This window comes from Pseudomonas fluorescens (genome assembly GCF_040448305.1).
Classification (GTDB): domain Bacteria; phylum Pseudomonadota; class Gammaproteobacteria; order Pseudomonadales; family Pseudomonadaceae; genus Aquipseudomonas; species Aquipseudomonas fluorescens_BH.
Genome location: NZ_CP148752.1, coordinates 1,522,383 through 1,547,619, shown reverse-complemented (window position 1 = coordinate 1,547,619; position 25,237 = coordinate 1,522,383). Strand labels below are relative to the sequence as shown.

21 protein-coding genes are annotated in these 25,237 nt (G+C 58.7%); 11 read left to right on the top strand and 10 right to left on the bottom strand.

Annotation, left to right across the window (positions count from 1 at the left end; all coding sequences use genetic code 11):
* Positions 1-130: 130 nt before the first annotated feature.
* Positions 131-1,018: a LysR substrate-binding domain-containing protein gene (locus WHX55_RS07010; protein ID WP_353742285.1), complete on the top strand. Its 888-nt coding sequence runs from the start codon at positions 131-133 to the stop codon at positions 1,016-1,018.
* A gap of 193 nt (positions 1,019-1,211) precedes the next feature.
* Here the strand turns inward: WHX55_RS07010 and WHX55_RS07005 are convergent, their stop codons facing one another.
* The 4 genes from WHX55_RS07005 to WHX55_RS06990 all read right to left on the bottom strand — a co-directional run bounded on the left by WHX55_RS07005 (position 1,212) and on the right by WHX55_RS06990 (position 5,221).
* Positions 1,212-2,690, bottom strand: a complete 1,479-nt coding sequence (locus WHX55_RS07005; RefSeq protein WP_353742284.1) for a S41 family peptidase — start codon at positions 2,688-2,690, stop codon at positions 1,212-1,214.
* Positions 2,691-2,886: 196 nt separating this feature from the next.
* Positions 2,887-3,753: a carboxylate/amino acid/amine transporter gene (locus tag WHX55_RS07000; RefSeq protein WP_353742283.1), complete on the bottom strand. Its 867-nt coding sequence runs from the start codon at positions 3,751-3,753 to the stop codon at positions 2,887-2,889.
* A 385-nt stretch (positions 3,754-4,138) separates the two neighbouring features.
* Positions 4,139-4,738 carry an FMN-dependent NADH-azoreductase gene (locus tag WHX55_RS06995; protein WP_353742282.1) on the bottom strand — a complete coding sequence of 200 codons (600 nt, stop codon included), beginning with the start codon at positions 4,736-4,738 and terminating at the stop codon, positions 4,139-4,141.
* A 168-nt stretch (positions 4,739-4,906) separates the two neighbouring features.
* Entirely contained in the window at positions 4,907-5,221 is a 315-nt protein-coding gene (locus tag WHX55_RS06990; protein ID WP_150724377.1) for a 3-phosphoglycerate kinase, read from the bottom strand.
* A 49-nt stretch (positions 5,222-5,270) separates the two neighbouring features.
* Here WHX55_RS06990 and WHX55_RS06985 point away from each other — a divergent pair, with 49 nt between their 5' ends.
* The 5 genes from WHX55_RS06985 to aqpZ all read left to right on the top strand — a co-directional run bounded on the left by WHX55_RS06985 (position 5,271) and on the right by aqpZ (position 10,506).
* Positions 5,271-6,194: a LysR family transcriptional regulator gene (locus tag WHX55_RS06985; RefSeq protein ID WP_007972479.1), complete on the top strand. Its 924-nt coding sequence runs from the start codon at positions 5,271-5,273 to the stop codon at positions 6,192-6,194.
* A 14-nt stretch (positions 6,195-6,208) separates the two neighbouring features.
* Positions 6,209-7,012 carry an alpha/beta hydrolase gene (locus WHX55_RS06980; RefSeq protein WP_353742281.1) on the top strand — a complete coding sequence of 268 codons (804 nt, stop codon included), beginning with the start codon at positions 6,209-6,211 and terminating at the stop codon, positions 7,010-7,012.
* A gap of 3 nt (positions 7,013-7,015) precedes the next feature.
* On the top strand, positions 7,016-7,579 hold the full coding sequence (locus tag WHX55_RS06975) for a peptidylprolyl isomerase (RefSeq protein WP_150724374.1): 564 nt from the start codon (positions 7,016-7,018) through the stop codon (positions 7,577-7,579).
* Positions 7,580-7,673: 94 nt separating this feature from the next.
* Positions 7,674-9,506: an ABC transporter ATP-binding protein gene (locus tag WHX55_RS06970; RefSeq protein WP_150755703.1), complete on the top strand. Its 1,833-nt coding sequence runs from the start codon at positions 7,674-7,676 to the stop codon at positions 9,504-9,506.
* A gap of 301 nt (positions 9,507-9,807) precedes the next feature.
* Positions 9,808-10,506 (top strand): aquaporin Z, encoded by a 699-nt coding sequence (gene aqpZ, locus WHX55_RS06965; RefSeq protein WP_353742280.1) that lies wholly within the window; start codon positions 9,808-9,810, stop codon positions 10,504-10,506.
* Between the two features lie 11 nt (positions 10,507-10,517).
* On the opposite strand, the gene WHX55_RS06960 is transcribed toward aqpZ, so the two are convergent.
* Positions 10,518-11,642 (bottom strand): GNAT family N-acetyltransferase, encoded by a 1,125-nt coding sequence (locus WHX55_RS06960; protein ID WP_150757553.1) that lies wholly within the window; start codon positions 11,640-11,642, stop codon positions 10,518-10,520.
* Between the two features lie 280 nt (positions 11,643-11,922).
* Between WHX55_RS06960 and WHX55_RS06955 the strand changes: the two genes are divergently transcribed.
* Positions 11,923-13,254, top strand: a complete 1,332-nt coding sequence (locus WHX55_RS06955) for a putative porin (RefSeq protein ID WP_150724370.1) — start codon at positions 11,923-11,925, stop codon at positions 13,252-13,254.
* A gap of 234 nt (positions 13,255-13,488) precedes the next feature.
* Here WHX55_RS06955 and WHX55_RS06950 read toward each other — a convergent pair whose 3' ends face one another.
* The 3 genes from WHX55_RS06950 to aceK form a co-directional block, all read right to left on the bottom strand.
* Positions 13,489-14,610 (bottom strand): beta-ketoacyl-ACP synthase III, encoded by a 1,122-nt coding sequence (locus tag WHX55_RS06950; protein ID WP_150724369.1) that lies wholly within the window; start codon positions 14,608-14,610, stop codon positions 13,489-13,491.
* 344 nt (positions 14,611-14,954) lie between these two features.
* A complete protein-coding gene (gene hrpA, locus WHX55_RS06945; protein WP_151213411.1) occupies positions 14,955-18,866 on the bottom strand; it encodes an ATP-dependent RNA helicase HrpA in 3,912 nt (1,303 codons plus the stop codon).
* Positions 18,867-19,054: 188 nt separating this feature from the next.
* Positions 19,055-20,773, bottom strand: coding sequence for a bifunctional isocitrate dehydrogenase kinase/phosphatase (gene aceK / locus WHX55_RS06940; RefSeq protein ID WP_151213412.1), 1,719 nt, complete (start codon positions 20,771-20,773; stop codon positions 19,055-19,057).
* A gap of 159 nt (positions 20,774-20,932) precedes the next feature.
* On the opposite strand from aceK, the gene WHX55_RS06935 reads away from it, so the two are divergent.
* Entirely contained in the window at positions 20,933-21,841 is a 909-nt protein-coding gene (locus WHX55_RS06935) for a DMT family transporter (protein WP_150724365.1), read from the top strand.
* 78 nt (positions 21,842-21,919) lie between these two features.
* On the opposite strand, the gene WHX55_RS06930 is transcribed toward WHX55_RS06935, so the two are convergent.
* A complete protein-coding gene (locus WHX55_RS06930; protein ID WP_151213414.1) occupies positions 21,920-22,783 on the bottom strand; it encodes a DMT family transporter in 864 nt (287 codons plus the stop codon).
* On the opposite strand from WHX55_RS06930, the gene WHX55_RS06925 reads away from it, so the two are divergent.
* The 3 genes from WHX55_RS06925 to WHX55_RS06915 all read left to right on the top strand — a co-directional run bounded on the left by WHX55_RS06925 (position 22,782) and on the right by WHX55_RS06915 (position 23,975).
* Positions 22,782-22,952: a hypothetical protein gene (locus WHX55_RS06925; RefSeq protein WP_191629389.1), complete on the top strand. Its 171-nt coding sequence runs from the start codon at positions 22,782-22,784 to the stop codon at positions 22,950-22,952. The genes WHX55_RS06930 and WHX55_RS06925 overlap by 2 nt on opposite strands.
* A 280-nt stretch (positions 22,953-23,232) precedes the next feature.
* Positions 23,233-23,778 (top strand): GNAT family N-acetyltransferase, encoded by a 546-nt coding sequence (locus WHX55_RS06920; RefSeq protein ID WP_353742279.1) that lies wholly within the window; start codon positions 23,233-23,235, stop codon positions 23,776-23,778.
* Entirely contained in the window at positions 23,775-23,975 is a 201-nt protein-coding gene (locus tag WHX55_RS06915; protein ID WP_150755694.1) for a hypothetical protein, read from the top strand. Before WHX55_RS06920 ends, WHX55_RS06915 begins: the two co-directional genes overlap by 4 nt.
* A gap of 59 nt (positions 23,976-24,034) precedes the next feature.
* Here WHX55_RS06915 and WHX55_RS06910 read toward each other — a convergent pair whose 3' ends face one another.
* Positions 24,035-24,973, bottom strand: a complete 939-nt coding sequence (locus WHX55_RS06910) for an aspartyl/asparaginyl beta-hydroxylase domain-containing protein (RefSeq protein ID WP_150755693.1) — start codon at positions 24,971-24,973, stop codon at positions 24,035-24,037.
* Positions 24,974-25,237: the final 264 nt, after the last annotated feature.

Sequence of the window (25,237 nt, the reverse complement as noted above, 5' to 3'; positions counted from 1 at the left end):
GAATGGGTAAGGGGTTAGTCGACCTTGCCTTCAGCGGCGTTGTTGTCGGCTTGGATGTCACTTTAGGGGCTGGTTATAAAAGGGACAATTACCTAAAATCGAGAATCATTGATTCAAAAATAGGGACAATATGGATCGCATCGAATGCATGCGCGCCTTCGTCGTCACGGTCGGCGAGAACGGCTTCGCTGCAGCCGCCCGGGCCATGGACGTGCCGCGCTCGAAAGTCAGCAAACAGATTCAGGCACTGGAAGAAGCCATCGGCGTGCAATTGCTGCAACGCACCACCCGCAGCCTGCACCTGACCGAGGCCGGGGCCGAGTATTTCGATGCAGCACGGGAGGTGCTGGCGGCACTGGACGAGGCCGAGCAACGCGCCCGTGACGGCATCGGCGAGTTACGCGGTGTATTGCGGGTCAATGCGCCGATGTCGTTCGGTCTTCGGCGGCTGGGGCCATTGATTCCGCTGTTTCATGAACAGCACCCGAACATCGAGCTGCAACTGGTGCTCAGCGACCAGCAGGTCGACCCGGTACGGGGTGGATTTGATGTAACCATCCGCATCGCCAGCATGCCCAACTCGACGATGATCGCCCGGCAACTGGCACCCGCGCCGCGCATCATGGTGGCGTCCCCGGCTTATCTCGAACGCGCGGGCGTTCCGCAGACTCCGCAGGATCTGCGCGCCCATCAATGCCTGAACTACGGGTATCTGCAGAGCGGAGTCAGCCTGCAACTGTGCAATGGCAAGGAAACCCAGCGGGTGAATGTCACCGGCCCACTGCACGCCAACAACGGCGACTTGCTGGCCCAGGCCGCCGAAGCCGGCATGGGCATCGCCCTGCTGCCCGACTTCATAGTCGAGGATGCGCTGGCGGCCGGGCGACTGGTGCCGGTGCTGTGTGACTGGCAGGCCCCGGCGATCACCATCAACGCGGTGTATTCGTCAGCGCGACGGGTGCCGCAGAAGACCCGCGCGTTTATCGAGTTTCTGGTGGGGCAACTGGCGCCGAAGTGATTTTCGAGATCACACAATTCCTTGTAGGAGCGAGCCTGCTCGCGATAGCGGTGGATCAGGCAACATCATAGTCGACTGACACTCCGTCATCGCGAGCAGGCTCGCGCCCACAAGGTTTGCGTCTATTGCGGCGCTGCAAATTACTTGAGTTGCCGCTGCGGTACCTTGTGCACTGGGAATGGCGTTGATCCGATCACAAGTGATCAAGAACCCACTTTTGAACTGCCGCTGTATCATTTATATCGCCATTAAAAACAAATTGCGGATCATAACTTTTATTATTTCCTCGCGTTCGGTCTCTCCAAACCTTTAACGGTAGCCAGAACTGGGCACCACTCGGCAATGTTTGAGAGCCCACGTCAATATAAAGTGTATCGCCGCTCGTTGATAATCCCAAATGGACAACCCCCGGAATTGCAAGAACGACGTCCGCAAAGTCTAGACAGGCACTCACGCAAAATGAGTCAGTAACCAGTGCAAGCTTACCTTTAAAACCTTGCGTATTTAATCCTCTCGAACCCTCTTGATCGATCGAGGAAGTGTTCGGCTGTCGTAACCAGCCCTGTTTCTCGTGAAGCGCGAGCTCCATCGAATTAGTCAAACCAAAAACAAATTTATAAGCCTCACTATCTTTTCCATAGTCGCTTCCCATGGCGGTTAGAGCTTTATTGAGCGTTGAGAGTGCAAAAGGAGAAACTCGCCACATCGCATACGCACGAGATGGCCCGTCCAAGCTTTTTGCCCATGGCGAACCTAACAGTGCAGAAAGTATTCTAGCACCAACTAAACTGTTACCGCCGCGATTGCCTCGTGTATCAAGCACAACCAGCTTGGCATCATTGATACTCTTGATGGCCTCGAGCATTTTATCGAGGGAAGCATTATCGGCTGCTGACGGCATGAAATTTGATACATGTATCCAATATCGCCCGCCTCCCAAATTCCGGAGCGTTTGAGGTGGTTGAGGTTGGCGCATGAAAGCCTCCAATTGCCCGGAGTCTTCTTGCCATAACAATGTAAAGTTTTGTCTTACTCCATTTGGAAGCGCAACCAAACAGCTTTTTGATAAGTCTCTCGCCAGTACGGGATAGTTGGCATCATCGACAGTTAACTGCTGAGCCAAATGTAACCAAGTGGATTGTAAATTAAGTCTACGATCAACATATGGAGATATTTCACTCTCTAGTTTTTCTCGGACCGATTTGTTACCACACGATATGACCTCGGAATCTATCGGTGGTAGCGGTATAGGCCAATTTTTAGCGACCTGCTTTACAACGAAACTCTGACCTCGCATATCCAAAATGAAACCTGCCCAGGAAGATTTTCCTTTATTAGGTTGATTCAGCCCTACGTGTCCATCCTTGAAGCCCGCGATGTAAAAATTAAGCACGGCTTGAGAGTCTTTCCTTGAATCGACACGTTTGGACAGCTGATTTGCTTCCAAATAGCCCCGTTCAACCCAGTCTGCAAAAGACTCATTATCACTATCTATAGCGCCTGGATGAGAAGTAATTATCAGTTGCCGAATGACAGAAAGATCATTGACAGTTAGATCTCTCCAATGTTTTGCATGCGTTTCATCAGCCAACACGAAAGACGGTAAAACAACAAGCAAAAAAAGCATTAAGCATAAACGCCTCAAGAGAAACACATCAGCATTACAAGTCATTTAAAACACCAAAAAAACCAGACAAATGATGGCCACATAGATGTCATCTGAATATTGCGCACCAATACGCCAACGCTCGCTGCTAGCCAATACCAGTCAAGCCGCCCCACAGGCAGAGCCTCTGCCTGCTGGCCCATCCGCCGCAGCTGTGATCTTTTGATCTTTAAAATCAAAAGATCGCAGGCTGCGCCAGCTCCTACGCAGGTCTCGTGACGGGCCTGATGCCCAACCGACTAATCCACACCGCCAGCAAAATCACCGAACCGCCGAGCAACAACCGCCCCAGTTCTTCATGCTGGTTCCAGATCAGCAGGTTGATCAGCAACCCCACCGGCACATGCAGGTTGTTCATCACTGCCAGCGTCCCGCCGTTGACCAGGCACGCACCCTTGTTCCACCAGTAAAGCCCCAAAGCGGTCGAGACCAGGCCGAGGAACAGCAGAACGCCCCATTGCAGCGGCGCTTCGGGCAGGAAGTTCTGTTTGCCGAACAGCAGAAACGCCGGCAACACCACCGCCAGTGCGCCGAGGTAGAAGTAGCCGAAGCGCCGGTAATGCGGCAGATCACTCGGGTGGCGTGCGACCAGGTGTTTGTAGAGCACCTGGCCAGCGGCATAGGTGAAGTTGGCCAGTTGCAGCAACAGGAAGCCCATCAAGAAGTCCGGGTTGATCCGGTCAAAGCGAATCACCGCCGCACCCGCCACCGCCACCAGCGCCGCGACCAGGGCCCAGGGATTGAAGCGACGATTGAGCGCATCTTCGATCAGGGTCACGTGCAGCGGCGTGAGGATAGTGAACAGCAACACTTCCGGCACCGTCAGTACGCGAAAGCTCAGGTACAGGCAGACGTAGGTCACGCCAAACTGCAACGCGCCGATCAGCAGCATGCCGCGCATGAATGCCGGCTCAACCGAGCGCCAGCGGGTCAGCGGGATGAACACCAGCCCTGCCAGCAGTACGCGTACCAACACGGCGAAGTAACTGTCGACATGACCGGCCAGGTATTCGCCGATCAAACTGAAGGAAAACGCCTGGATCAGCGTGACAAAAAGTAGATAGCCCATGCTCGCCTCATTTCGAATGGCGGCGACGATAGCGGTTTTTGCTGCTGATCGCGAACGCTAAACCAACACAAAACCTGTGGGAGCGAGCCTGCTCGCGAACGCTAAACCAACACAAAACCTGTGGGAGCGAGCCTGCTCGCGAAGACGGTGCGCCAGACACATAGATGCTGGATGTGCCGACGCTTTCGCGAGCAGGCTCGTTCCCACAGGGTTGCGTGGGTGTCTATAAAATCACAGGCAAAAAAAAGCCCGATCTCGCTAAAGCGTTCAATCGGGCCAGGGCACTCAGGAGCAACCAGTGCGAAGGGAGGTTCGATGCGCGTACAGGCTTGAAGGGTTGCGCCAGGTCACTAGACCATCCAGCGATTATCTGGCGATTAACCGGTCAGGCCACTTGCGAGAGCTTGGCGTTTGCCTGGTTCAGGCCTTTCTCCTGGAAGTCACCGCCCAGGTTCATGCCTTCGGCGTGGATGAACGTCACGTCGTGGATGCCGATGAAGCCCATGACCTGGCGCAGGTACGGTTCCTGGTGATCGGCGGTGCTGCCGGCATAGATGCCGCCGCGAGCCGTCAACACATAGGCACGCTTGCCGCTGAGCAGGCCTTGCGGGCCGGTCTCGGTGTACTTGAAGGTCACGCCGGCACGCAGCACATGGTCGAGCCAGGCTTTCAGGGTGCTGGGGATCGCAAAGTTGTACATGGGCGCGGCCATGACCAGTACATCGGCGGCGAGCAATTCGTCGGTCAACTGGTTGGAGCGTTCCAGGGACGCCTGTTCGATGTCGCTGCGCTGCTCGGCGGGTTTCATCCAGCCACCCAGCAGGTTGATGTCCAGGTGCGGCACCGGCTTGGAGGCCAGGTCCCGGACGGTGATCTGGTCATTCGGGTGAGCGGCTTTCCACTGGCTGATGAAGGTCTGGGTCAGCTGACGGGAAACCGAGTCTTGCTGACGGGCACTGCTTTCGATGATCAGAACGCGGGACATGGGATGTAGCCTCCATCTGAGAATGCGGTAGGTCGATGGAGTGAAGGTTAAACAGAGTCATATCGATGAAAAAGCGCAAATAACTGCTATAACCCATCAATAAATTCGTTTATAAGCAAACCATGCCCCTGTGGGAGCGGGCTTGCTCGCTCCCACAGGGGATTGCTGTCATTTCGGGGTGCAGGTCAGCTCGATGCGCAATTTGATGATGTTGCGGCTGAATTTGGCCGTGGCGTTTTTGTGTTTGCCGGCTGGTACATCGAGCTTGCGAGTGCGGGGGGCTTCCGGGCCATTGATGAAAACGGCCTTGCAGCTCGCATCGACGTCGCCGTAGTTGGCCACCTGAATGGAGCCGATGTCGCTATCCGTGTCGTAGGTCTGGTAATCGATCTTCATGCCGTTGAGGTCTTTTTTCACATCGATCGGGTAAGCCATCGCCGTCAGCGGCAGAAGCGCCAGCAGCACACAACAGAATTTTTTCATTCAGCAGCCTCCAATAAGGGCTGCCAGCTTAGGACAAGAGGAGCTCAACATGAAAGCGCCCCGCGTGACCCTTGATCAATGGCGAACGCTGCAGGCCGTGGTCGATCACGGTGGTTTCGCCCAGGCCGCCGAGGCGCTGCACCGCTCGCAATCGTCAGTCAGCTACACCGTGGCCCGCATGCAGGATCAGCTCGGCGTGCCGTTGCTGCGCATCGACGGACGCAAAGCCGTGCTGACCGAAGCCGGCGGGGTGTTGTTGCGCCGTTCCCGGCAACTGGTGAAACAGGCCAGTCAACTCGAAGACCTGGCCCATCACATGGAGCAGGGCTGGGAAGCCGAAGTGCGCCTGGTGGTCGATGCCGCTTACCCAAGCGCCCGCCTCGTCCGCGCCTTGACCGCGTTCATGCCGCAAAGCCGCGGCTGCCGGGTGCGCCTGCGTGAGGAAGTGCTGTCGGGCGTGGAGGAAGTCCTGCTCGAAGGCGTGGCCGACCTGGCCATCACGGGTTTCAGTATTCCCGGTTACCTGGGTGCGGAATTGAGCGACGTCGAGTTCGTCGCGGTCGCCCACCCGGAGCATCCCCTGCACCGCCTCAACCGCGAGCTGAGCTTCCAGGACCTGGAAAGCCAGATGCAAGTGGTGATCCGCGACTCGGGCCGCCAGCAACCACGGGATGTCGGCTGGCTCGGTGCCGAACAGCGCTGGACCGTCGGCAGCCTGGCCACCGCCGCGACCTTCGTCAGCAGCGGCCTTGGTTTTGCCTGGCTGCCCAGGCACTTGATAGAACGGGAACTCAAGGAAGGCACGCTCAAGCTGCTACCGTTGGATCAGGGCGGCAGCCGTAACCCGAGCTTCTACCTGTATTCGAACAAGGACAAACCGCTGGGGCCGGCCACGCAGATTCTCATCGAACTGCTGCGTACGTTTGACACCGCACCACTGGACGCACCGTTCGCCGCCCCCGAACAAGCCTGACACGGAGTGTATGCATGGCCTATTTCGAACACGAAGGTTGCAACCTGCACTATGAGGAATATGGCCACGGCATACCGCTGCTGCTGGTCCACGGTCTCGGTTCCAGCACGCTGGACTGGGAAAAACAGATCCCGACACTTGCCACCCGCTACCGGGTGATCGTCCCGGATGTGCGCGGTCACGGCCGTTCGGACAAACCCCGGGAGCGCTACAGCATTGCCGGATTCAGCGCTGACCTGATTGCACTGATCGAGCACCTCAATCTCGGTCCGGCACACTATGTCGGCCTGTCCATGGGCGGCATGATCGGCTTCCAGCTGGGCGTGGATCAGCCGCAACTGCTCAAGAGCCTGTGCATCGTCAACAGCGCGCCCGAGGTCAAACTGCGCAGCCGCGATGACTACTGGCAGTGGTTCAAGCGCTGGAGCCTGATGCGCGCCCTTAGCCTGGGCACCATCGGCAAGGCGCTGGGCGACAAGTTGTTCCCGAAGCCCGAGCAGGCCGACTTGCGACAAAAAATGGCCGAACGCTGGGCAAAAAACGACAAACATGCTTATCTCGCCAGCTTCAATGCCATTGTCGGCTGGGGGGTTCAAGAACGACTTTCGAAGGTCACCTGTCCAACCCTCATCGTCAGCGCCGACCGGGACTACACACCGGTGGCGCTGAAGGAAAACTACGTAAAACTGCTGCCCGACGCGCGGCTGGTGGTGATCGCCGATTCGCGCCACGCCACGCCACTGGACCAGCCGGAACACTTCAACCAAACACTGCTGGAGTTTCTGGCCGCAGTCGACACCACCACTCAGGATCATTGACCCATGCTGAAAAAAATCGCCCTCGCCGCAGGCTCCGTCCTGTTTGCCGCCAACCTGATGGCCGCGACGCCGGAAAAGGCACCGCATGTGCTGCTGGACACCACCAACGGCCAGATCGAAATCGAACTGGACCCGGTCAAGGCTCCGATCAGTACCAAGAACTTCCTTGCTTACGTCGACAGTGGCTTCTACAACAACACGATTTTCCACCGGGTGATCCCGGGTTTCATGGTCCAGGGCGGTGGTTTCAGTTCCTCGATGCAGCAGAAGCCAACCAAGGACCCGATCAAGAACGAAGCAAGCAACGGCCTGCATAACGTACGCGGCACGCTGTCGATGGCACGCACCTCCGATCCTGACTCGGCCACCAGCCAGTTCTTCATCAACGTCAAGGACAACGACTTCCTTGATCCGGGCCGCGATGCCGGTTACGCCGTGTTCGCCAAAGTGGTCAAGGGCATGGATGTGGTCGATATCATCGTCAATGCACCGACCACCAGCAAAAACGGTATGCGCGACGTGCCGGCCGATCCGGTGTTCATCAAGTCGGCCAAGCGCATCGACTGAGACTAAGCTGGACAAGGATGTCCGAGCCGTTGCCGGTGCTTGCCGGCAACGCTCAAAACGTTAAAAGGAGAGCCCGCTCGCGGGCGAACAACCAATGCTTTATCGCCGCTTTGAAAAACTGATCGATGTTTTCCGTGAAGCACCGACGGCGTCTCCGCCGGACCGGGTTTTCCCTTTCTACACTTATTACCTCAAGCAGGTCTGGCCGAGTTTCGCCGCCCTGCTGATCGTCGGCCTTATTGGTGCTTTGATCGAGGTGGCGTTGTTCAGCTACCTGAGCCGCATCATCGACCTGGCCCAGGGCACGCCGAACGTCAGTCTGTTCCAGGATCACGCCCTCGAACTGACCTGGATGGTGGTGGTTGCACTGGTGCTGCGCCCCATATTCGTGGGCCTGCATGATCTGCTGGTGCACCAGACCCTGAGTCCCAGCATGACCAGCATGATCCGCTGGCAGAACCACAGCTACGTGCTCAAGCAGAGCCTGAATTTCTTCCAGAACGACTTCGCCGGGCGCATCGCCCAACGCATCATGCAAACCGGCAACTCACTACGCGACTCCGCCGTGCAGGCCGTGGATGCGTTGTGGCATGTGCTGATCTACGCCATCAGTTCGCTGGTGCTGTTCGCCGAAGCCGATTGGCGCCTGATAATCCCGCTGCTGACGTGGATCTTCGCCTTCATCGGCGCCCTCTGTTACTTCGTGCCTCGGGTCAAGGATCGCTCGGTGGTGGCGTCCGATGCGCGCTCCAAACTCATGGGGCGGATTGTCGACGGCTACACCAACATCACCACCCTGAAATTGTTCGCGCACACCAACTTCGAACAGCAATACGCCCGCGAAGCCATCAAGGAACAGACCGAAAAGGCGCAACTGGCCGGCCGCGTGGTCACCAGCATGGACGTGGTCATCACCAGCATGAACGGCTTGCTGATCGTCTGCACCACCGGCCTGGCCCTGTGGTTGTGGACGCAGTCGTTGATCAGCGTGGGAGCGATTGCCCTGGCCACCGGCCTGGTGATCCGCATCGTCAACATGTCCGGCTGGATCATGTGGGTGGTCACCGGCATTTTCGAAAACATCGGCATGGTCCAGGACGGTCTGCAGACCATTTCGCAACCGGTCAGCGTCACCGACCGCGACCAGGCCAAACCCCTGGCAGTGGCCCGTGGCGAAGTGCGCTTCGAACAGGTGGATTTCCACTACGGCAAGCAGAGCGGGATCATCGGCGGCCTCAACCTGACCATCAAGGCTGGCGAGAAAATCGGCCTGATCGGCCCGTCCGGTGCCGGCAAGTCGACCCTGGTGAACCTGCTGCTGCGCCTGTACGACGTCGAAGGCGGACGCATCCTGATCGACGGCCAGAACATCGCCGACGTCAGCCAGGAAAGCCTGCGCGAACGCATCGGCATGATCACCCAGGACACCTCGCTGCTGCACCGTTCGATCCGCGACAACCTGCTGTATGGCAAACCCGACGCCACCGACGCGCAACTCTGGGAAGCGGTGCACAAGGCTCGGGCAGACGGATTCATTCCTTCGCTGTCGGACGCTGAAGGCCGCACCGGTTTCGATGCCCACGTCGGTGAGCGCGGGGTGAAACTCTCCGGCGGCCAGCGCCAGCGCATCGCCATTGCCCGGGTACTGCTCAAGGACGCGCCGATACTGATCATGGACGAGGCCACTTCAGCACTGGATTCGGAAGTCGAAGCGGCGATCCAGGAAAGTCTCGAAACCCTGATGCAGGGCAAAACCGTGATCGCCATTGCCCACCGGCTCTCGACCATCGCCCGGATGGACCGGCTGGTGGTGCTGGAAGACGGCAAGATCGCCGAAACCGGAACCCATGCCGAGCTGCTCGCCCATGGCGGTTTGTATGCGCGGTTGTGGCAACACCAGACCGGTGGGTTTGTCGGGATCGATTGATCCCCTGAACAACACACTTCCCCTGTAGGAGCGAGCCTGCTCGCGATAGCGGTGAGTCAGACAACATCATTGTTGAATGATATTCCGTCATCGCGAGCAGGCTCGCTCCCACAAGGACATCCAGTGATCCCGATAGTCCATAAAAGCCGCCAGGTCCCGCCAACAACGGGGCCTGGCGGCTTTTTATGCCTGCTGGAATTCTTAAAAAACCGTGCTGTACTCACTTCAACGTTCTGGAGGTGGTTCTGCAGTCCATCGGCTGGATGCTAAAGGCAGCATAATCTCGAAAGGGCTCACTCTCATGTCTCTGTTAAAACGTTCGGCTACAGAGTTGGTAGGTACGTTCTGGCTGGTGTTGGGTGGTTGCGGCAGTGCGGTGTTGGCCGCGGCTTTTCCGGAGGTGGGGATCGGCCTGCTCGGGGTGTCCTTCGCGTTTGGCCTGACAGTGCTGACCATGGCTTTCGCCATCGGCCATATTTCCGGCTGTCATCTCAACCCCGCGGTATCCCTCGGCCTGGTTGTGGGTGGGCGGTTTCCGGCCAATGAACTGCCGACCTACATCGTTGCCCAGGTCATTGGCGGCGTGATTGCGGCCGCCCTGCTGTATTTCATTGCCAGCGGCAAACCCGGTTTCGAACTGGCAGGGGGCCTGGCGTCCAACGGCTACGGCGAACACTCGCCTGGCGGCTATTCGATGGCGGCGGGGTTTGTCTGTGAATTGGTGATGACCGCGATGTTCATCCTGATCATCCTTGGCGCCACCGACAAACGAGCACCGGCAGGCCTGGCACCGATTGCCATCGGCCTGGGGCTGACGCTGATCCACCTGATCTCGATCCCGGTCACCAACACCTCGGTCAACCCGGCGCGCAGCACCGGCCCGGCGCTGATCGTCGGCGGCTGGGCGATTCAACAACTGTGGATGTTCTGGGTCGCACCGCTACTCGGTGCAGTGGTCGGCGGCGTGCTGTATCGCTGGCTGGGTAAAGAAGAAAGCTGAAACGCTGAAGCTCAGCCTTGTCGATAAGGCAAGGCTGACTTTGCATCCTCTGCATAAGCCAGCACTCCCAGTCGCTCCTGCTCAAGGAAGTCTTTCACCGCAGCTTTCAATCCCGGATGCCGCAAGTAGTGCCAGGAATGCGTAATGACTGGCTCGAATCCACGAATCAGTTTGTGCTCACCCTGTGCCCCGGCATCAAAACGCTGGAAACCGTTGGCAATGGCATAGTCCATCCCCTGGTAGAAACAGGTCTCGAAATGCAGGCGATCGAACTCCGCCAGGCATCCCCAGTAACGGCCATAAAAGCTGTCGCCCCCCACCAGACTGAACGCCATCGCCACCGGCCGTGAACCTTGCCTGGCCAGCACCACGCGAATCGACTCCGGCATGCGCTCGGCCAGCAGGCTGAAAAACTCCCGCGTCAGATACGGCGCTTGCCGGCGCACTGCGTAGGTATTGGCGTAGCAGGCATAGACGAAATCCCATTGCGCCTCGCTCAGTTCCCGCCCCTCCAGCCATTCGAAATCGAAGCCCTGCCCCGCTACCTGCTCGCGCTCCTTGCGCATCTGTTTGCGCTTGCGCGAACTGAGCACGTCGAGGAAGTCCTGGAAATCCCGGTAGCCGCGATTCTGCCAGTGGTATTGACAGCCAACGCGCTGCAGCCAGCCGGGCTGCTCACTCAATGCCGCGTCAGTGAACGGATCGGTGAAGTTGATGTGGGCGCTGGAGAGCCCTTCAAGCTCAAGGTAGCCCGGCAGGCTTTTCAATAACTCGAAACCGTCTTCGACCGTGGCCGCCAGCAGCCGTGGTCCGGTGACCGGACTGAACGGCACCGCGCTCAACAGCTTGGGGTAGTAGTCGATGCCGGCACGCTCACAGGCATCGGCCCAGGCATGATCGAACACATACTCGCCGTAGGAATGCCACTTGCGATAACCGGGCAGCGCGGCGATCAAGCACTCACCTTCAACATGCAACAAATGCTCGGGCTGCCAGCCGGTATGGGGTCCGACGCTGCCGCTGTCTTCCAGTGCGCTCAAAAAGGCGTGACGCAGAAAAGGCTGAGTCTCGGGCACTAGTGCGTCCCACGTCTGCGGGGCGATTTCTGACAGTTTTTGCAGGCGTTGCAACGGCATCACCATCCTCACTCTTCATGGCGTGAAAGCCCCGCGAGTATCGCCTATCGCTCTGCAATGCACACGGGCAAAACGACGACAGTGCTCTAACTCAATAGTTCACGGCGACTTTGTATCGTCATCGACATGACATCACATTGCCACTGCTCTGTAATAAACCATCGCGATACTGGCGCCTGTTTTTAGAGCGCCGGGTTATACCCGGTCACTGTTTTCCGCCCCTTATGGTCGGTTGTGTCCCGGATGGCTCTGTCATCCCCTCTCATCTTCGGAGATTGATATGCGTCTTGCTTCCACGAAAACTGCGGCGGCCTTGTGCGGTGGCCTGTTGCTGGCCATGAGTGTTCCGGCCAGTGCCGCAGTCGACGCCAAACTGCTCGACATGCTCAAGGCTAACGGCTCGATCACCAACGCGCAGTACAGCGAACTGCAAGCCGAGCTGGCCAGGGATCAGAAAGACCAGCAGATCGCCCGTCAGGCTCAGCAAGAGACCAACGAGCAAATCGCGGCCACCGCGAAGAAAACCGACACACTGAGCGCTTTCGACCAGAAGCTTGCATGGGCGGCAAAGACCCAGTTCAAGGGCGACGTGCGCTTCCGTCAGGAAAACGTCCACAACGATGGCGTATCCAACAACAAAGACCAGGACCGTCAGCGCATTCGTGCCCGCCTGGGTGCCTACACCCAAATCAACCCGCAAGTCGACACCGGTATCCGTATCGCCACCGGCAACAACGACGACGCTCGCTCGACCAACCAGAGCCTGGACAACTACTTCGACAAGAAGCAGATCTGGCTGGACCAGGGTTACATCGACTACCACCCGGACGCGATCAAGAACCTGCACCTGGTTGGCGGCAAGATGCCGCAACAATGGGTGAGCATGGGCGACATCATCTGGGATAGCGACATCAGCCCGGAAGGTCTGGCCGTTACCTACAAGTACCCGCTGAGCGGCAGCACCGAGCTGTTCGGTAGCGCCGGTCACTACACCCTCAAGGACAACGTCGACGGCGAAGGCGTGCAGTTCAAGCACGACCTGCGTCTGTACGCTGGCCAGTTGGGTGCGCGCTTCGCCATCACCGACAGCATGAAAATGACCTTGGGCGGCAGTCTCTACGCCTACGACAACGACGACAGCAGCGCTTGCCCTACCTCGGGTACCGTTACTACGCCATGCGCACTGGCCGTCAACGGCAACAGCCCGGGCGAGCAGTTCAAACTGTACGAAGGCTTTGGTCAGCTGGACTTCAGCAACCTGCCGGTTCCGCTGTCGATCTACGGTCAGTACGTCAACAACACCGATGCCAGCAACGACCAGGACACTGGCTGGTTGGCCGGTGTGAAGTCCAAGCTCTACGGCTTCAACGTGGACTACAACTACCGCGACGTGCAGCGTAACGCTGTGGTTGGCGCCTTCACCGACTCCGACTTCGCCAACGGCTTCACCGGTTCGCGCGGCAGCAAGTTGAAAGTGAGCTACGACCTGGACAAGAACTTTGCCCTGGGCGCGACCTACTACATGGCGACCTCGGACCAGACCAACGCCAACATCAACAAGAAGGATTCGGACATCAACACCCTGCAACTGGATGCCGAAGCGAAGTTCTGATTCACCCCGCTACACGACTCGGGCAAGGAAGCCCGGGCTCCTTTTACAGCCTGGCGTTGGTGTGTCGGTCCCCATCATCCTCCGATGCATCAACGCCGGGCTGTTTGTTTTTGCCAACCCTCTCTTGTAGGAGCGAGCTTGCTCGCGATAAACCTGAATACGCCGCAGGGAGTCAGGTTTATCGCGTTATCGTTGACGACCATCGTCGGAACGCCGCCCGGAGCAAGCTCGCTCCTACAGTTTGCGCAGCAACACGCTACCAATCGAATAACCGGCACCGAACGAACTGAGCACGGCCAGCGAACCGGCGGCCAGATCGTCCTGGTTCTTGTGGAACGCAATCACGGAACCGGCCGAACTGGTGTTGGCGTAGGTGTCGAGAATCACCGGCGCTTCCTGTTCGGTGGCGTCGCGACCGAGCAGTTTCTTGACGATCAAGTGGTTCATGCTGAGGTTGGCCTGGTGCAGCCAGAAACGCTTCACGTCGCTGACGTTGAGCTGGTTCTCTTGCAGATGCTCACTGATCAGTTCGGCAACCAACGGGCAGACTTCCTTGAACACCTTGCGGCCTTCCTGCACGAACAGTTTGTCCCTGGCGCCGATGCCCTCTTCCGCCGCGCGGTTGAGGAAGCCGAAGTTGTTGCGGATGTTGTTGGAGAACTTGGTCAGCAGCTTGGTGCTGACGATGTCGAACTGGTACTTGGACGTTGCCAGGTCGGCACGCTCGATGATCACCGCAGTGGCAGCGTCACCGAAGATGAAGTGGCTGTCGCGGTCACGGAAGTTCAGGTGGCCGGTGCAGACTTCCGGGTTGACCATCAGGACCGCCCGGGCCTGGCCCAGTTGCACACTGTTGGCGGCGGTCTGGATGCCGAAGGTAGCGGACGAGCACGCCACGTTCATGTCGAAACCGAACCCCTGGATGCCCAGCGCTTCCTGAACTTCGATGGCAATGGCCGGGTAGGCACGTTGCAGGTTGGAGCAGGCGACGATCACGCCGTCGATGTCCGCGGCGGTCTTGCCAGCGCGCTGCAGAGCTTGTTCGGCGGCGCCGATCGCCATCTGGCAGAGTACCGACCATTCGTCGTTGGTACGCTCCGGCAGGCGTGGTGCCATGCGTTGCGGGTCGAGGATGCCGTCCTTGTCCATGACAAAGCGGCTCTTGATGCCTGAGGCTTTTTCAATGAACGCTGCGCTGGACTCGGTCAATGCCTCGACTTCACCGCGTGCGATGGCCTCGGCGTTATCGGCGTTGAATTGCGCCACATACGTATTGAAAGACTGCACCAGCTCTTCGTTGGAGATGCTGTTGGCCGGGGTGTAAAGGCCGGTGCCGCTGATGACGACATTATGCATGGTCGTGTCTCTAATCTGTTCAGGCAGAAAGCATTGGTACCGTCGTACCAATACACAAAGGGTCTATTCCCATCCGGGGGACGCAAACCTGGCATCGCTTTATTCCGACCTGCCCGAGACCGTGAAGGCTCAAAACCGCGGGGCCGGCGTTTATAGGCGCGAAGTTTGCCATAAACCTAGGGTTTTGGCCCCTTTTTGCTGGATGACTCCCACTTGCAGGCCATACAAAAACCTGTGGGAGCGAGCTTGCTCGCGATGGCGGCCTGACATGCAACATAGATGTTGAATGTAATGGCCCTATCGCGAGCAAGCTCGCTCCCACAGGTATTGCGCCAACCTCGGGTTCAGGGTTCGACCTGGCTCCACTGCTTGTTCAATCGCTTGTCGGAGATCGGCACCTTGGTCCCCAACTGTTGCGCAAACAGCGAAACCCGGTATTCCTCCAGCCACCAGCGATACAACTCCAGCTGCGGATCGCGCTTGCCTTCCTGGGCGTGTTTGTTGGCGCGGGTCTGGTATTGCGTCCACAACCCGCTCAACTCGCCACTCCAGACCCGGTCGCGCTGCACCTGGGCAGCGATTTTTTCGAAGCGCTGTTCAATCGCCTTGAGGTAACGCGGCAATTCCTTGAGCCACTGCATCGGCGTTTCCCGGACAAACCCCGGGTAGACCAGGTGACTGAGCTGCTGCTTGATGTCGTTCAGGGCCACGGCTTGCGCCAGGTCGATCTTGCCCTTGAAGCGTTTTTGCAGGCCATGCCAAAGCTTGAGGACTTCCAGGGCCAGCTTCGCCACACGCTCGGCGTGCTCGGTCCAGGCGCCACGCTTGCGCTCGGCCAGGGACGCCAGACCAGCGCCGTCACGGGGCAACGGGTCTTCGCCCTCGAGAATGCAGATGTCGAGGCTGGCCAGCAGAATATCTTCCACCAGCGCATCGACGCGCCCCATGTCGCGGTACAGCAGGCCCAATTCAGTCAGACCCGGCAACTTGCCACGGAGGAACTTGGCAGGTTCGGCCAGTTGCTGCATCAACAGGCGTTGCAACGCGCGGCGATGCTGGAACTCGGCCTCGGCCGGGGTCGAGAACCTCCCTTCCTTGACTGTGCCGCCCTCTTCCACCAATGCCGGATAGACCGTCATCGACAGCCCGGCGATCTTCTGCTGAGTTTTCTCGGCCACGGCGGCGAACACTTTCGGCTCCACCGGCTGCTGGCTCTTCGCGGTTTGCGGCACCGCCAACGCAGCTTGGCTGGCCTCGGCGAAACGTGCAGTCAGTTCGGCCAGATCGCGACCTTCACCGAGGAACTTGCCCTGGGCGTCGACGATTTCCAGATTCATCCGCAGATGGCTTTCGACTTGCTGCGCCGCTTCTGCCCAGGCTTCATCGCTGACCCGAGCACCGGTCATGCGCAGCAGCTCGCGACCCAAGGCCTGGGGCAGCGAGCCCTCGGCAAAGGTCATGCGCTGCAAGGCCGCCTTGACGAAGTCCGGCACTGGCACGAAATTCTTGCGCAAGGCCTTGGGCAGGTTGCGCACCAGGGCAATGCACTTGGCTTCAATGACGCCCGGTACCAGCCACTCCAGGCGTTCCGGTGGCAACATCGGCAGCAGCGGCGCCGGCACGCGCAGGGTCACGCCGTCGCGCGGGTGATTCGGTTCGAAGTGGTAGCTGAGGGCCAATTCCAGATCGCCGATATGCAGCGTATCCGGGTAATGCTGGGCGGTGACTTCACTGGCTTCACGGGCCAGCACGTCTTCTTCGCGCATGATCAGCAGCTGCGGGTCTTTCTGGCTGTTGATCCGGTACCAGCTGTCGAAAGTCGCGGTCTGGTGGATCTCCGCCGGCAGTCGCGCGTCGTAGAAGGCGTACAGGGTTTCTTCATCGGCGAGGATGTCGCGACGGCGGGCCTTGGCTTCCAGTTCGTCGAGCTGTTCCAGCAATTGCTTGTTGGCCGTCAGGCACTTGGCCTTGGACTGAATCTCGCCGCGCACCAACGCTTCGCGGATGAACAATTCGCGGGACACCACGGGGTCGACCGGGCCGTAATGCACCGGCCGGCGCCCGACCACAATCAACCCGAACAGGGTGATCTGCTCGAACGCCACGACCTGGCCGCGCTTCTTCTCCCAGTGGGGTTCGAAGTGGTTTTTCTTGATCAGGTGCCCGGCCAGCGGCTCGATCCAGTCGGCATCGATCTTCGCCACCATACGCGCATATAGCTTGGTGGTTTCCACCAGTTCGGCGGTCATCAGCCACTGCGGGCGCTTCTTGCCGATGCCCGACGATGGGTGAATCCAGAAGCGCCGCTGACGGGCGCCAAGATAATCGCCGTCTTCGGTTTTCTGCCCGATCTGGCTGAGCAACCCCACCAGCACCGCTTTGTGCAGTTTCGGATAATCCGCCGGCTCTTTATTGAGGCTCAGCTGCATGTCGCGGCAGATCAGGCTCAATTGGCGATGGGAGTCGCGCCACTCGCGCAAGCGCAGGTAATTGAGGAAATTCTTGCGGCACCAGTTACGCAGCGGACTGGCGGTCAGCGCCTGGCGCTGTTCTTCGAAACCGCGCCACAGATTGACCAGCCCGGCGAAGTCCGAGTCGGCGTCTTTCCACTGGGCGTGGGCCTGATCCGCCGCTTGCTGACGCTCCGGCGGACGCTCGCGCGGGTCCTGGATCGACATGGCGCTGGCGACGATCAGCACTTCCTGCAAGCTGCCGAGCTTGGCCGCTTCGAGCAACATGCGGCCCATGCGCGGGTCCACCGGCAGCCGCGCCAATTGGCGACCGAGCGGAGTCAGCTCACTGTTGCGGTCCACCGCCGAGAGTTCCTGCAGCAGGTTGTACCCGTCGCTGATGGCCTTGCCATCCGGCGGCTCGATGAACGGGAACGCGCTGACCTCGCCGAGGCGCAGGTGCAGCATCTGCAAGATGACCGCCGCGAGGTTAGTGCGCAGGATTTCCGGATCGGTAAATTCCGGGCGACCGAGGAAGTCCTCTTCGCTGTACAGGCGTACACAGATGCCCGGCTCGACCCGTCCGCAGCGGCCCTTACGCTGGTTGGCGCTGGCCTGGGAAATGGCTTCGATGGGCAGGCGCTGGACCTTGGCCCGGTAGCTGTAGCGGCTGATGCGCGCGGTACCGCTGTCGATCACATAACGAATGCCCGGCACGGTCAGCGAGGTTTCCGCGACGTTGGTCGCCAGTACCACACGACGGCCCGGGTGCGACTGGAAAATCCGCTGTTGCTCGGCCGGCGACAGCCGCGCGTACAACGGCAGGATCTCGGTGTGCTTGAGCTGGGCCTTGCGCAGCATGTCGGCGGCGTCGCGAATCTCGCGTTCACCGGGCAGGAACACCAGCACGTCACCGGGACTGCGGCGTTCACTGCGCTCATAGGCGGCAATTTCGTCGAGGGTGGCGAGGATCGCCTGATCCACCGTCAGGTCGTCCTCGACGCGGTTGCCCTCTTCGTCCTGCTCAAGCGTCAGCGGGCGATACCAGGTGTCCACCGGGTAGGTGCGGCCGGAGACTTCGACAATCGGCGCGTCATCGAAGTGCTTGGAAAAACGCTCCAGGTCGATGGTCGCCGAGGTGATGATGACCTTCAGGTCGGGACGGCGCGGCAGCAGGGTTTTCAGGTAGCCGAGCAGGAAGTCGATGTTGAGGCTGCGTTCGTGGGCTTCGTCGACGATGATCGTGTCGTAGCGTTCCAGATAGCGGTCGTTCTGGGTTTCCGCCAGCAGGATACCGTCGGTCATCAGCTTGATCAGGGTGCTGGAATCGCTCTGATCCTCGAACCGCACCTGATAACCGACCAACGAACCCAGCGGCGTGCCCAATTCTTCAGCAACCCGGCTGGCGACGCTACGCGCAGCGATCCGGCGCGGCTGGGTGTGGCCGATCAGGCCATGCTGGCCGCGACCGATTTCCAGGCAGATCTTCGGCAACTGGGTGGTTTTGCCCGAGCCGGTCTCACCGGCGATGATCAGCACCTGGTGCTTTTCCAGCGCTTTCTTTATTTCGTCGCGCTTGGCGGCGATCGGCAGGCTGTCGTCGTAACGAATCACCGGCAGGCTGGCCTTGCGCGCCAGCACCTGCTCACAGGACGCCTGCATCCGCGTCACCCACTGGCCCAGCCTGGCCTCATCGGGTTTCTTGCGCAGCTCAAGCAACTGCCGCCGCAGCCGGTGGCGGTCGGCGAGCATGGCGTGATCGAGGTTTTTCAGCAGTTTGTCGATGGAGGGCGATTCGTCGGTCATCGGGTACGCAATTCAGTCGTCTAGTGGCGCAGGGTGCGGATTGTCGCAGATTTTACGACCGCTGCGCGGCCGATCGCGAGCAGGCTCGCTCCCACACTGGATCTATAGCGACCACAAAATCGGGGCACACTGCAGTCAAATGTGGGAGCGAGCCTGCTCGCGATCAATTGCGCAGCAATTGCAGAGGACTACTCGGTGTCCAGCCCTTTACGCCGATACGGAAACACATCAATCACCTTCCCCGCCCGAATCGCTTCCTGCAGGCTCTTCCAGTAATCGGCGTTGTACAACTCGCCATGCAGCTGATCGAACAACTTGCGTTGCCCGAAATCGGCAAACAGGAACGGCGGAAATTCCTCGGGGAACACGTCCAACGGCCCGATCGAGTACCACGGTTCGGACGCCATTTCATCTTCGGGTGTACGCGGTAGCGGGATATGGCGAAAGTTGGCCTCGGTGAGGAAGCAGATCTCGTCGTAGTCGTAGAACACCACCCGGCCGTGACGGGTAACGCCGAAGTTCTTCAGCAACATATCGCCGGGAAAGATGTTGGCCGCCGCCAGTTGCTTGATCGCCAGTCCGTAGTCTTCCAGGGCTTCGCGTACCTGCGCCTCGTTGGCGTTTTCCAGGTACAGGTTCAGCGGGGTCATGCGGCGCTCGGTCCAGCAGTGGCGGATCAGCACCGTGTCGTCTTCCACCGATACCGTGGACGGTGCGACTTCCAGCAGTTCCTCCAGGCACGCCGGATCGAACTTGCTCAGGGGAAAACGGAAATCGGCAAACTCCTGGGTATCGGCCATGCGCCCGACGCGGTCGACGCTTTTCACCAGGCGGTACTTTTCGATCACCGTGGCGCGGTCGACGTTTTTCGACGGCGAGAAACGGTCCTTGATGATTTTGAACACGGTGTTGAAACCCGGCAGGGTGAACACGCTCATGACCATACCGCGCACACCGGGGGCCATGATGAACTGGTCGTCGGTGTTGGCCAGGTGATTGATCAGCGCCCGGTAGAACTCCGACTTGCCGTGCTTGTAGAAGCCAATCGAGGTGTACAGCTCGGCAATATGCTTGCCCGGCAGGATGCGTCGCAGGAAGCCAATGAACTCTGCCGGCACCGGCACATCCACCATGAAATACGAGCGGGTGAACGAGAAGATGATCGACACGTCCGCCTCATCGGTGATCAGCGCATCGATCTGGATGCCGCGACCCTCGAGGTGCAGCAATGGAATCGCCAGCGGCCATTGCTCGTCAGCGGTGTAGATGCGCCCCACCAGGTACGCGCCTTTATTGCGGTACAGCACCGAGGAAAACAGTTCGACGCTCAACTCCGGGTCTTTGCACACCCAATCCGGCAGGTTCTCGCGCAACTGCGCTTCGAGGCGCTTCAGGTCACCGGCCAGGTCGGCGTAATCCTCACTGAAGCGGTAATCGGCGAAGATGCTGGCGAGCATGGCCGACAATTGACCTTGCGGCTTGTACGTGCGGGTTTGCGCGGCCCGGGCACGGCGCAGGCTCGGCCGGGTGGTGTGGATGAACATGCAGCCATCGCTGATCAGGTCATGGCTGAACAGCCCGCAGAAGATCGAGTTGTACCAGGTCTCGGATAGTTCATCGTCGAAGCGCAGGTCGATCAGGCTGATGTAGGCGCTTTTGACCAGCGGCCAGCAGCTGACGTCCAGGGTGCCTGGGTCAAACGCGGTGCGCAGTCGCTCCACCGTTTCACCGACCTTGTCTTCGTACAGATTGATCCGCGCCGCCGACGCCGACTGCGTCTCTTGCCACCGGGCCTGTTCGAAGCGGGCCCGGGCGCCGTCGGTGATCTGGCGAAAATGCTCGCGGTAATCGTCAAAGCCATCGAGGATCAAGCGGGCGATGTCGGCGGCTGGCCACTGCTGCGGCATGGTGAGACCTCTGCGGGAATTCGGGAGGCTTGAGCTTAGCCAGTGAACCGGGTGCAGGAGAAGCGTAATTTTCCGGGTGAATTAAATGCCCGGTTTTCGGTTGCCATCGATCACACACTCAGCAACACTTTCGCCCCTCCCCCAAGGAAGGACCTCGCTGTGAACCCCGTCGATATTTTCCGTTTACTGTCCCTGGCGGCCATTTGGGGTGCGAGTTTTCTGTTCATGCGCATCATCGCCCCGGTGATCGGCAGCATTCCTACCGCTTTTTTCCGTGTATCGATAGCCGCTGCCGGACTGCTGGTGATTCTCGGCCTGATGCGTATCAGTTGGGATTTCAAGGGCAAACTCAAGACCGTGATGCTGCTCGGGGTGATCAACTCCGGGATTCCGGCGACGCTCTATTCGGTGGCCGCGCAGGTGCTGCCGGCCGGTTACTCGTCGATTTTCAATGCCACGACCCCCTTGATGGGCGTACTGATTGGCGGCCTGTTTTTCCATGAAAGGCTCACTGGCGCCAAACTCGGCGGCGTGTTCCTGGGGCTGTTCGGCGTGGGCGTGCTGACCCGAGCCGGTCCGGTGGCGTTCGATCTACAACTGCTGATGGGTGCCGTCGCCTGCCTGCTTGCGACCACCTGCTACGGATTTGCGGGGTTTCTGGCCCGCCGCTGGCTCGATCAGGCCGGTGGTCTCGACAGCCGTTTGTCGGCAGTGGGCAGCATGCTCGGCGCGACGTTGTTCCTGCTGCCGCTGTTCGGCTACAGCGTGATCAGCCAACCACCCGCGACCTGGGGCGGCTGGAGTGTCTGGCTCTCGTTGCTGGGGTTGGGCCTGGGATGCACGGCGTTTGCGTACATTATTTACTTCCGGCTCCTGAGCTCGATTGGTCCGGTGAAATCGATGACTACGACCTTTTTGATCCCGCTGTTCGGCGTGTTGTGGGGGGCGCTGTTTCTCGATGAGCCACTGTCGATGGCGCATATCTATGGCGGGTTGTTGATTGCGCTGGCGTTGTGGTTGGTGTTGAAGCCGGCTGCTGTGAAACCGCAATTGGTGGCGGACCGGTAGAGTTGTTGTGTTTCAGATGACGCCAAAAATCACGAAGGCCCGGAGCATCGCTCCAGGCCTCATCGGGTTTCCTCGCAATTACGCTGTTTTACGGAACACAAACACCAGACCGACGATGATCAACAGCATGCCGAACAGGCTCAACATCGCCAGGCGATTGCCGAAGATCAGATAGTCCATCACCGCCGTGACCGCCGGCACCAGGTAAAACAGGCTGGTGACATTCACCAGATTGCCCCGGGCAATCAAGCGGTACAGCAACAGTGTCGCCAGCACCGACACCACTAGCCCCATCCATAGCACCGGCAAGATGAAACCGCTGCTGTGTTCGAAGTGAAACGGCTGGAAGGGTACGAAAATCCCGCACAACAGCAGTCCGGCCAGATACTGCACCGGCAATGTGCCAAGGGGATTGTCGGTGATGCGTTTCTGCATGATCGAACCGAACGTCATGCTCGCCAGCGCCAGCAACCCGTACAGCATCCCGGCCAACGACATCCCGGCCAGTCCGATGCCCTGATAGACCACCATGACCAACCCGGTCAGCCCCAGGGCCAGACCGAACATTCGGCTCCAGGAACGCTGGCGCTCCATCAGCACCACGGTGAGGATCGGCTGCACGCCCATGATGGTCGCCATCACCCCGGGGGTGACTTTAAGGTCGAGGGCCAGCAGATAGAAAATCTGATAAGCCCCCAACAACACCACACCGGTAGTCATCGCATACAGCATCGGTTTGCCGCCCTTGGGCAATTTCAGCTTGAGCAACGGCACCAGCAACACCAGACCGCATAGCGCAATGACGAAACGAAACATCAGGAAGGCGAAGGGTGACGCGTGGGCCAACCCCCACTTGGAGAAAATCGCCCCGCTGCTCCACAGCAGAACGAACAGGCTCGTGGACGCCGCCGCGAGCGCGGATTTTTTCGAAAGGACAAGCATGGATACCACCTGTAGTCAGGCAAAAAGCCAACTCAGCAAAAAGCTGAAATCCAGTAGTTTTTCAGGCAGGCATGGGGAACAGCAGAAGGCAGCTGATCAGCCCGAAATGCCAACGCCTGGCGGTGATACGACTGCGCACACCGGCGTGCTGCTGACAGGTGGGGGGTAATGACTGATCTGCCCGGGCTGCTGATTCCCACACGGCACGACGCCAGCGTTGACCGCTGAATCGACTATCGCGTTGATGAGGGATGCAGGCATTGGGCTGATCTTTGATCGAGGGATGAAAAAGTGAGTCCTGAAACTCACCGTGCGCCGACTATAACCAGCGTGCGACATGGATTGCAACGACTTGGTCAAAAGGCCAGTAACGACAAGGGAGAGGGTGCTACCTAGGCTTGAGAGCAACTGCAACGCCCAACGATGGGGAATGGAATGCAAGAGATCACATGCCAAGGGAAAGGACTCATCTTCGGTATCAGTTGTACAAGTCTCAGGCCAGAAAGATTGCTGGTGCCAGCACTGCACAGTTGCAGTATGAGCTGGAACGGATCGGCCCTACTGCGTTCGATTTATCGAAGGTGCGCTTTGAACCGATTGACACACGGGCATTGAATGCTTTTGTGCTTTGGGAGGATCCGCACTTTTCCTGGAATGAAGTCGTTGGGTGGAAAGCACGAGAGCCATTGGCTCTGGATATTGCCATCTGGTTCGACGACGAACTGTGCGGCATGTGCTTTGCGAATCCAAACAACAGTCGTCTGCGGATGCGCATTGTACGGTTAGAGGGACGTCCAAAGGAGGCGCATCCTTTGAGAAACCGTATTGCGACACTGGCGCTGATTGCCATTGAACAATACGCGCAGCTCATCGGTTGCCGGTTCCTCGAAGTTCAAGAGCCGCAGGTTGGCGCGGTTTCAATTTATCAACAGCTTGGATTTGACTTCGATATAGAAGGCCGTCTTGTCAAAACCCTGGAGAACCTTGTATCGTGAAAATTGTTCAATTAATGACCAGCAGCGGAGGGAAAATGCGCAAAGTAATCAAAAAATCCCCCACAAGGAAAAGCTCGCGTCATACGGAAAAAAAGACCGCCGCTGTAGAGCTGACTGCCAGTCAGCAGCGTCTTCTAAAAATACTTGTAACAGGCATCGACGGCGAAGAACCTAGCCTTCTCGCCGGACGCCCTTAAAACTCGCAAGCAAAAAAAAACCGCTCACAACGAGCGGTTCTTTTATTCTGAAACCGGCTTCAGCCAAACAACCAATACCCCAACAACGTCAGCACCACCACCGCCAGTACTGGACGCAGTACACGGTAGGCCTTGGGGTTGCGCCGCTTCCATTGCTTGATCACACCACTGAATTGATCGCTGGAGCTCTTGCTCCAGGCGTAGACCTGGTTGATCCCGCCCACACGCTCGTCGTCCAGGTTCTGAGGGGCGGTGGCGCGACCCAGACAGGCGCTGATACTGCGATTGATGCAGGTCATGAAGCGATTGCTCAGCGGACGCTCGATATCGCAGAACAGGATGACGCGGGTCTTTTGCGTTTCATTCTTGACCCAGTGCACGTAGGTCTCGTCGAACATCACGTCTTCACCATCGCGCCAGGCATAAACCTGCCCGTCGACAAAGATGCGGCAATCATCGGAATTGGGGGTGGACAGGCCCAAGTGATAACGCAGGGAGCCGCCAAACGGATCACGATGCGGATTGAGGTGGCTGCCGCCCGGCAGCAGCGCGAACATGGCGCCTTTGACACTGGGAATGCTACTGACCAGTTCCACGGTTCTCGGGCACAAGGCTTCGGCGGAAGGCAGCGGTTTGTCATACCACTTGAGATAGAAACGCTTCCAGCCCTTCTTGAAGAACGAGCCAAAACCGGCGTCGTTGTTCTTTGCCGCCGCGCGGATATACCCCTCGTCGAATAAGTGCATCGCTTCGTCGCGAATCACCTCCCAGTTGTCCTTGAGCACATCCAGTTCCGGGAACTTGCTGCGATCCAGATACGGTTTCGAAGGTACACTGGAAAACAGGTACATCAAGGAGTTATAGGGTGCGAACAGTGCCGAATGGTTAACGAACTGGCGCAAAACCGGCAGACGCGCATTGCCGCGTAAATGCACATAGAGGGTGCTGCCGAGAAACAGCAGCAACAACGAGGCCTTCGCGGCAAACGATAAGGTCATCAACAACTCCTTTGAAGATAAACGATATGCCACCACGTCCATTGCCCGACATGGCTGCCAGCATGATAAACACTACCGACCCGGTGAAAACCTGCACTTTTCAACATTCAATGTTAATGAATGTGCAACAAAGCATTTACTAACATAAGGTGCCTGAACGCGGGCTGATGCCAATCCATCATCAACCAGACCAGTTCAATGGATCGCAACCAGCGACAACGCCTCAACCATCACCGCCAGCCACAACCCGCCAATGTTCAGCGC

Coding starts and splice junctions, on each gene's coding strand:
- WHX55_RS07010 (WP_353742285.1), top strand. CDS start 131: ATGGATCGCATCGAATGCATGCGCGCCTTCGTCGTCACGGTCGGCGAG.
- WHX55_RS07005 (WP_353742284.1), bottom strand. CDS start 2,690: ATGACTTGTAATGCTGATGTGTTTCTCTTGAGGCGTTTATGCTTAATG.
- WHX55_RS07000 (WP_353742283.1), bottom strand. CDS start 3,753: ATGGGCTATCTACTTTTTGTCACGCTGATCCAGGCGTTTTCCTTCAGT.
- WHX55_RS06995 (WP_353742282.1), bottom strand. CDS start 4,738: ATGTCCCGCGTTCTGATCATCGAAAGCAGTGCCCGTCAGCAAGACTCG.
- WHX55_RS06990 (WP_150724377.1), bottom strand. CDS start 5,221: ATGAAAAAATTCTGTTGTGTGCTGCTGGCGCTTCTGCCGCTGACGGCG.
- WHX55_RS06985 (WP_007972479.1), top strand. CDS start 5,271: ATGAAAGCGCCCCGCGTGACCCTTGATCAATGGCGAACGCTGCAGGCC.
- WHX55_RS06980 (WP_353742281.1), top strand. CDS start 6,209: ATGGCCTATTTCGAACACGAAGGTTGCAACCTGCACTATGAGGAATAT.
- WHX55_RS06975 (WP_150724374.1), top strand. CDS start 7,016: ATGCTGAAAAAAATCGCCCTCGCCGCAGGCTCCGTCCTGTTTGCCGCC.
- WHX55_RS06970 (WP_150755703.1), top strand. CDS start 7,674: ATGCTTTATCGCCGCTTTGAAAAACTGATCGATGTTTTCCGTGAAGCA.
- aqpZ (WP_353742280.1), top strand. CDS start 9,808: ATGTCTCTGTTAAAACGTTCGGCTACAGAGTTGGTAGGTACGTTCTGG.
- WHX55_RS06960 (WP_150757553.1), bottom strand. CDS start 11,642: ATGCCGTTGCAACGCCTGCAAAAACTGTCAGAAATCGCCCCGCAGACG.
- WHX55_RS06955 (WP_150724370.1), top strand. CDS start 11,923: ATGCGTCTTGCTTCCACGAAAACTGCGGCGGCCTTGTGCGGTGGCCTG.
- WHX55_RS06950 (WP_150724369.1), bottom strand. CDS start 14,610: ATGCATAATGTCGTCATCAGCGGCACCGGCCTTTACACCCCGGCCAAC.
- hrpA (WP_151213411.1), bottom strand. CDS start 18,866: ATGACCGACGAATCGCCCTCCATCGACAAACTGCTGAAAAACCTCGAT.
- aceK (WP_151213412.1), bottom strand. CDS start 20,773: ATGCCGCAGCAGTGGCCAGCCGCCGACATCGCCCGCTTGATCCTCGAT.
- WHX55_RS06925 (WP_191629389.1), top strand. CDS start 22,782: ATGGATACCACCTGTAGTCAGGCAAAAAGCCAACTCAGCAAAAAGCTG.
- WHX55_RS06930 (WP_151213414.1), bottom strand. CDS start 22,783: ATGCTTGTCCTTTCGAAAAAATCCGCGCTCGCGGCGGCGTCCACGAGC.
- WHX55_RS06920 (WP_353742279.1), top strand. CDS start 23,233: ATGCCAAGGGAAAGGACTCATCTTCGGTATCAGTTGTACAAGTCTCAG.
- WHX55_RS06910 (WP_150755693.1), bottom strand. CDS start 24,973: ATGACCTTATCGTTTGCCGCGAAGGCCTCGTTGTTGCTGCTGTTTCTC.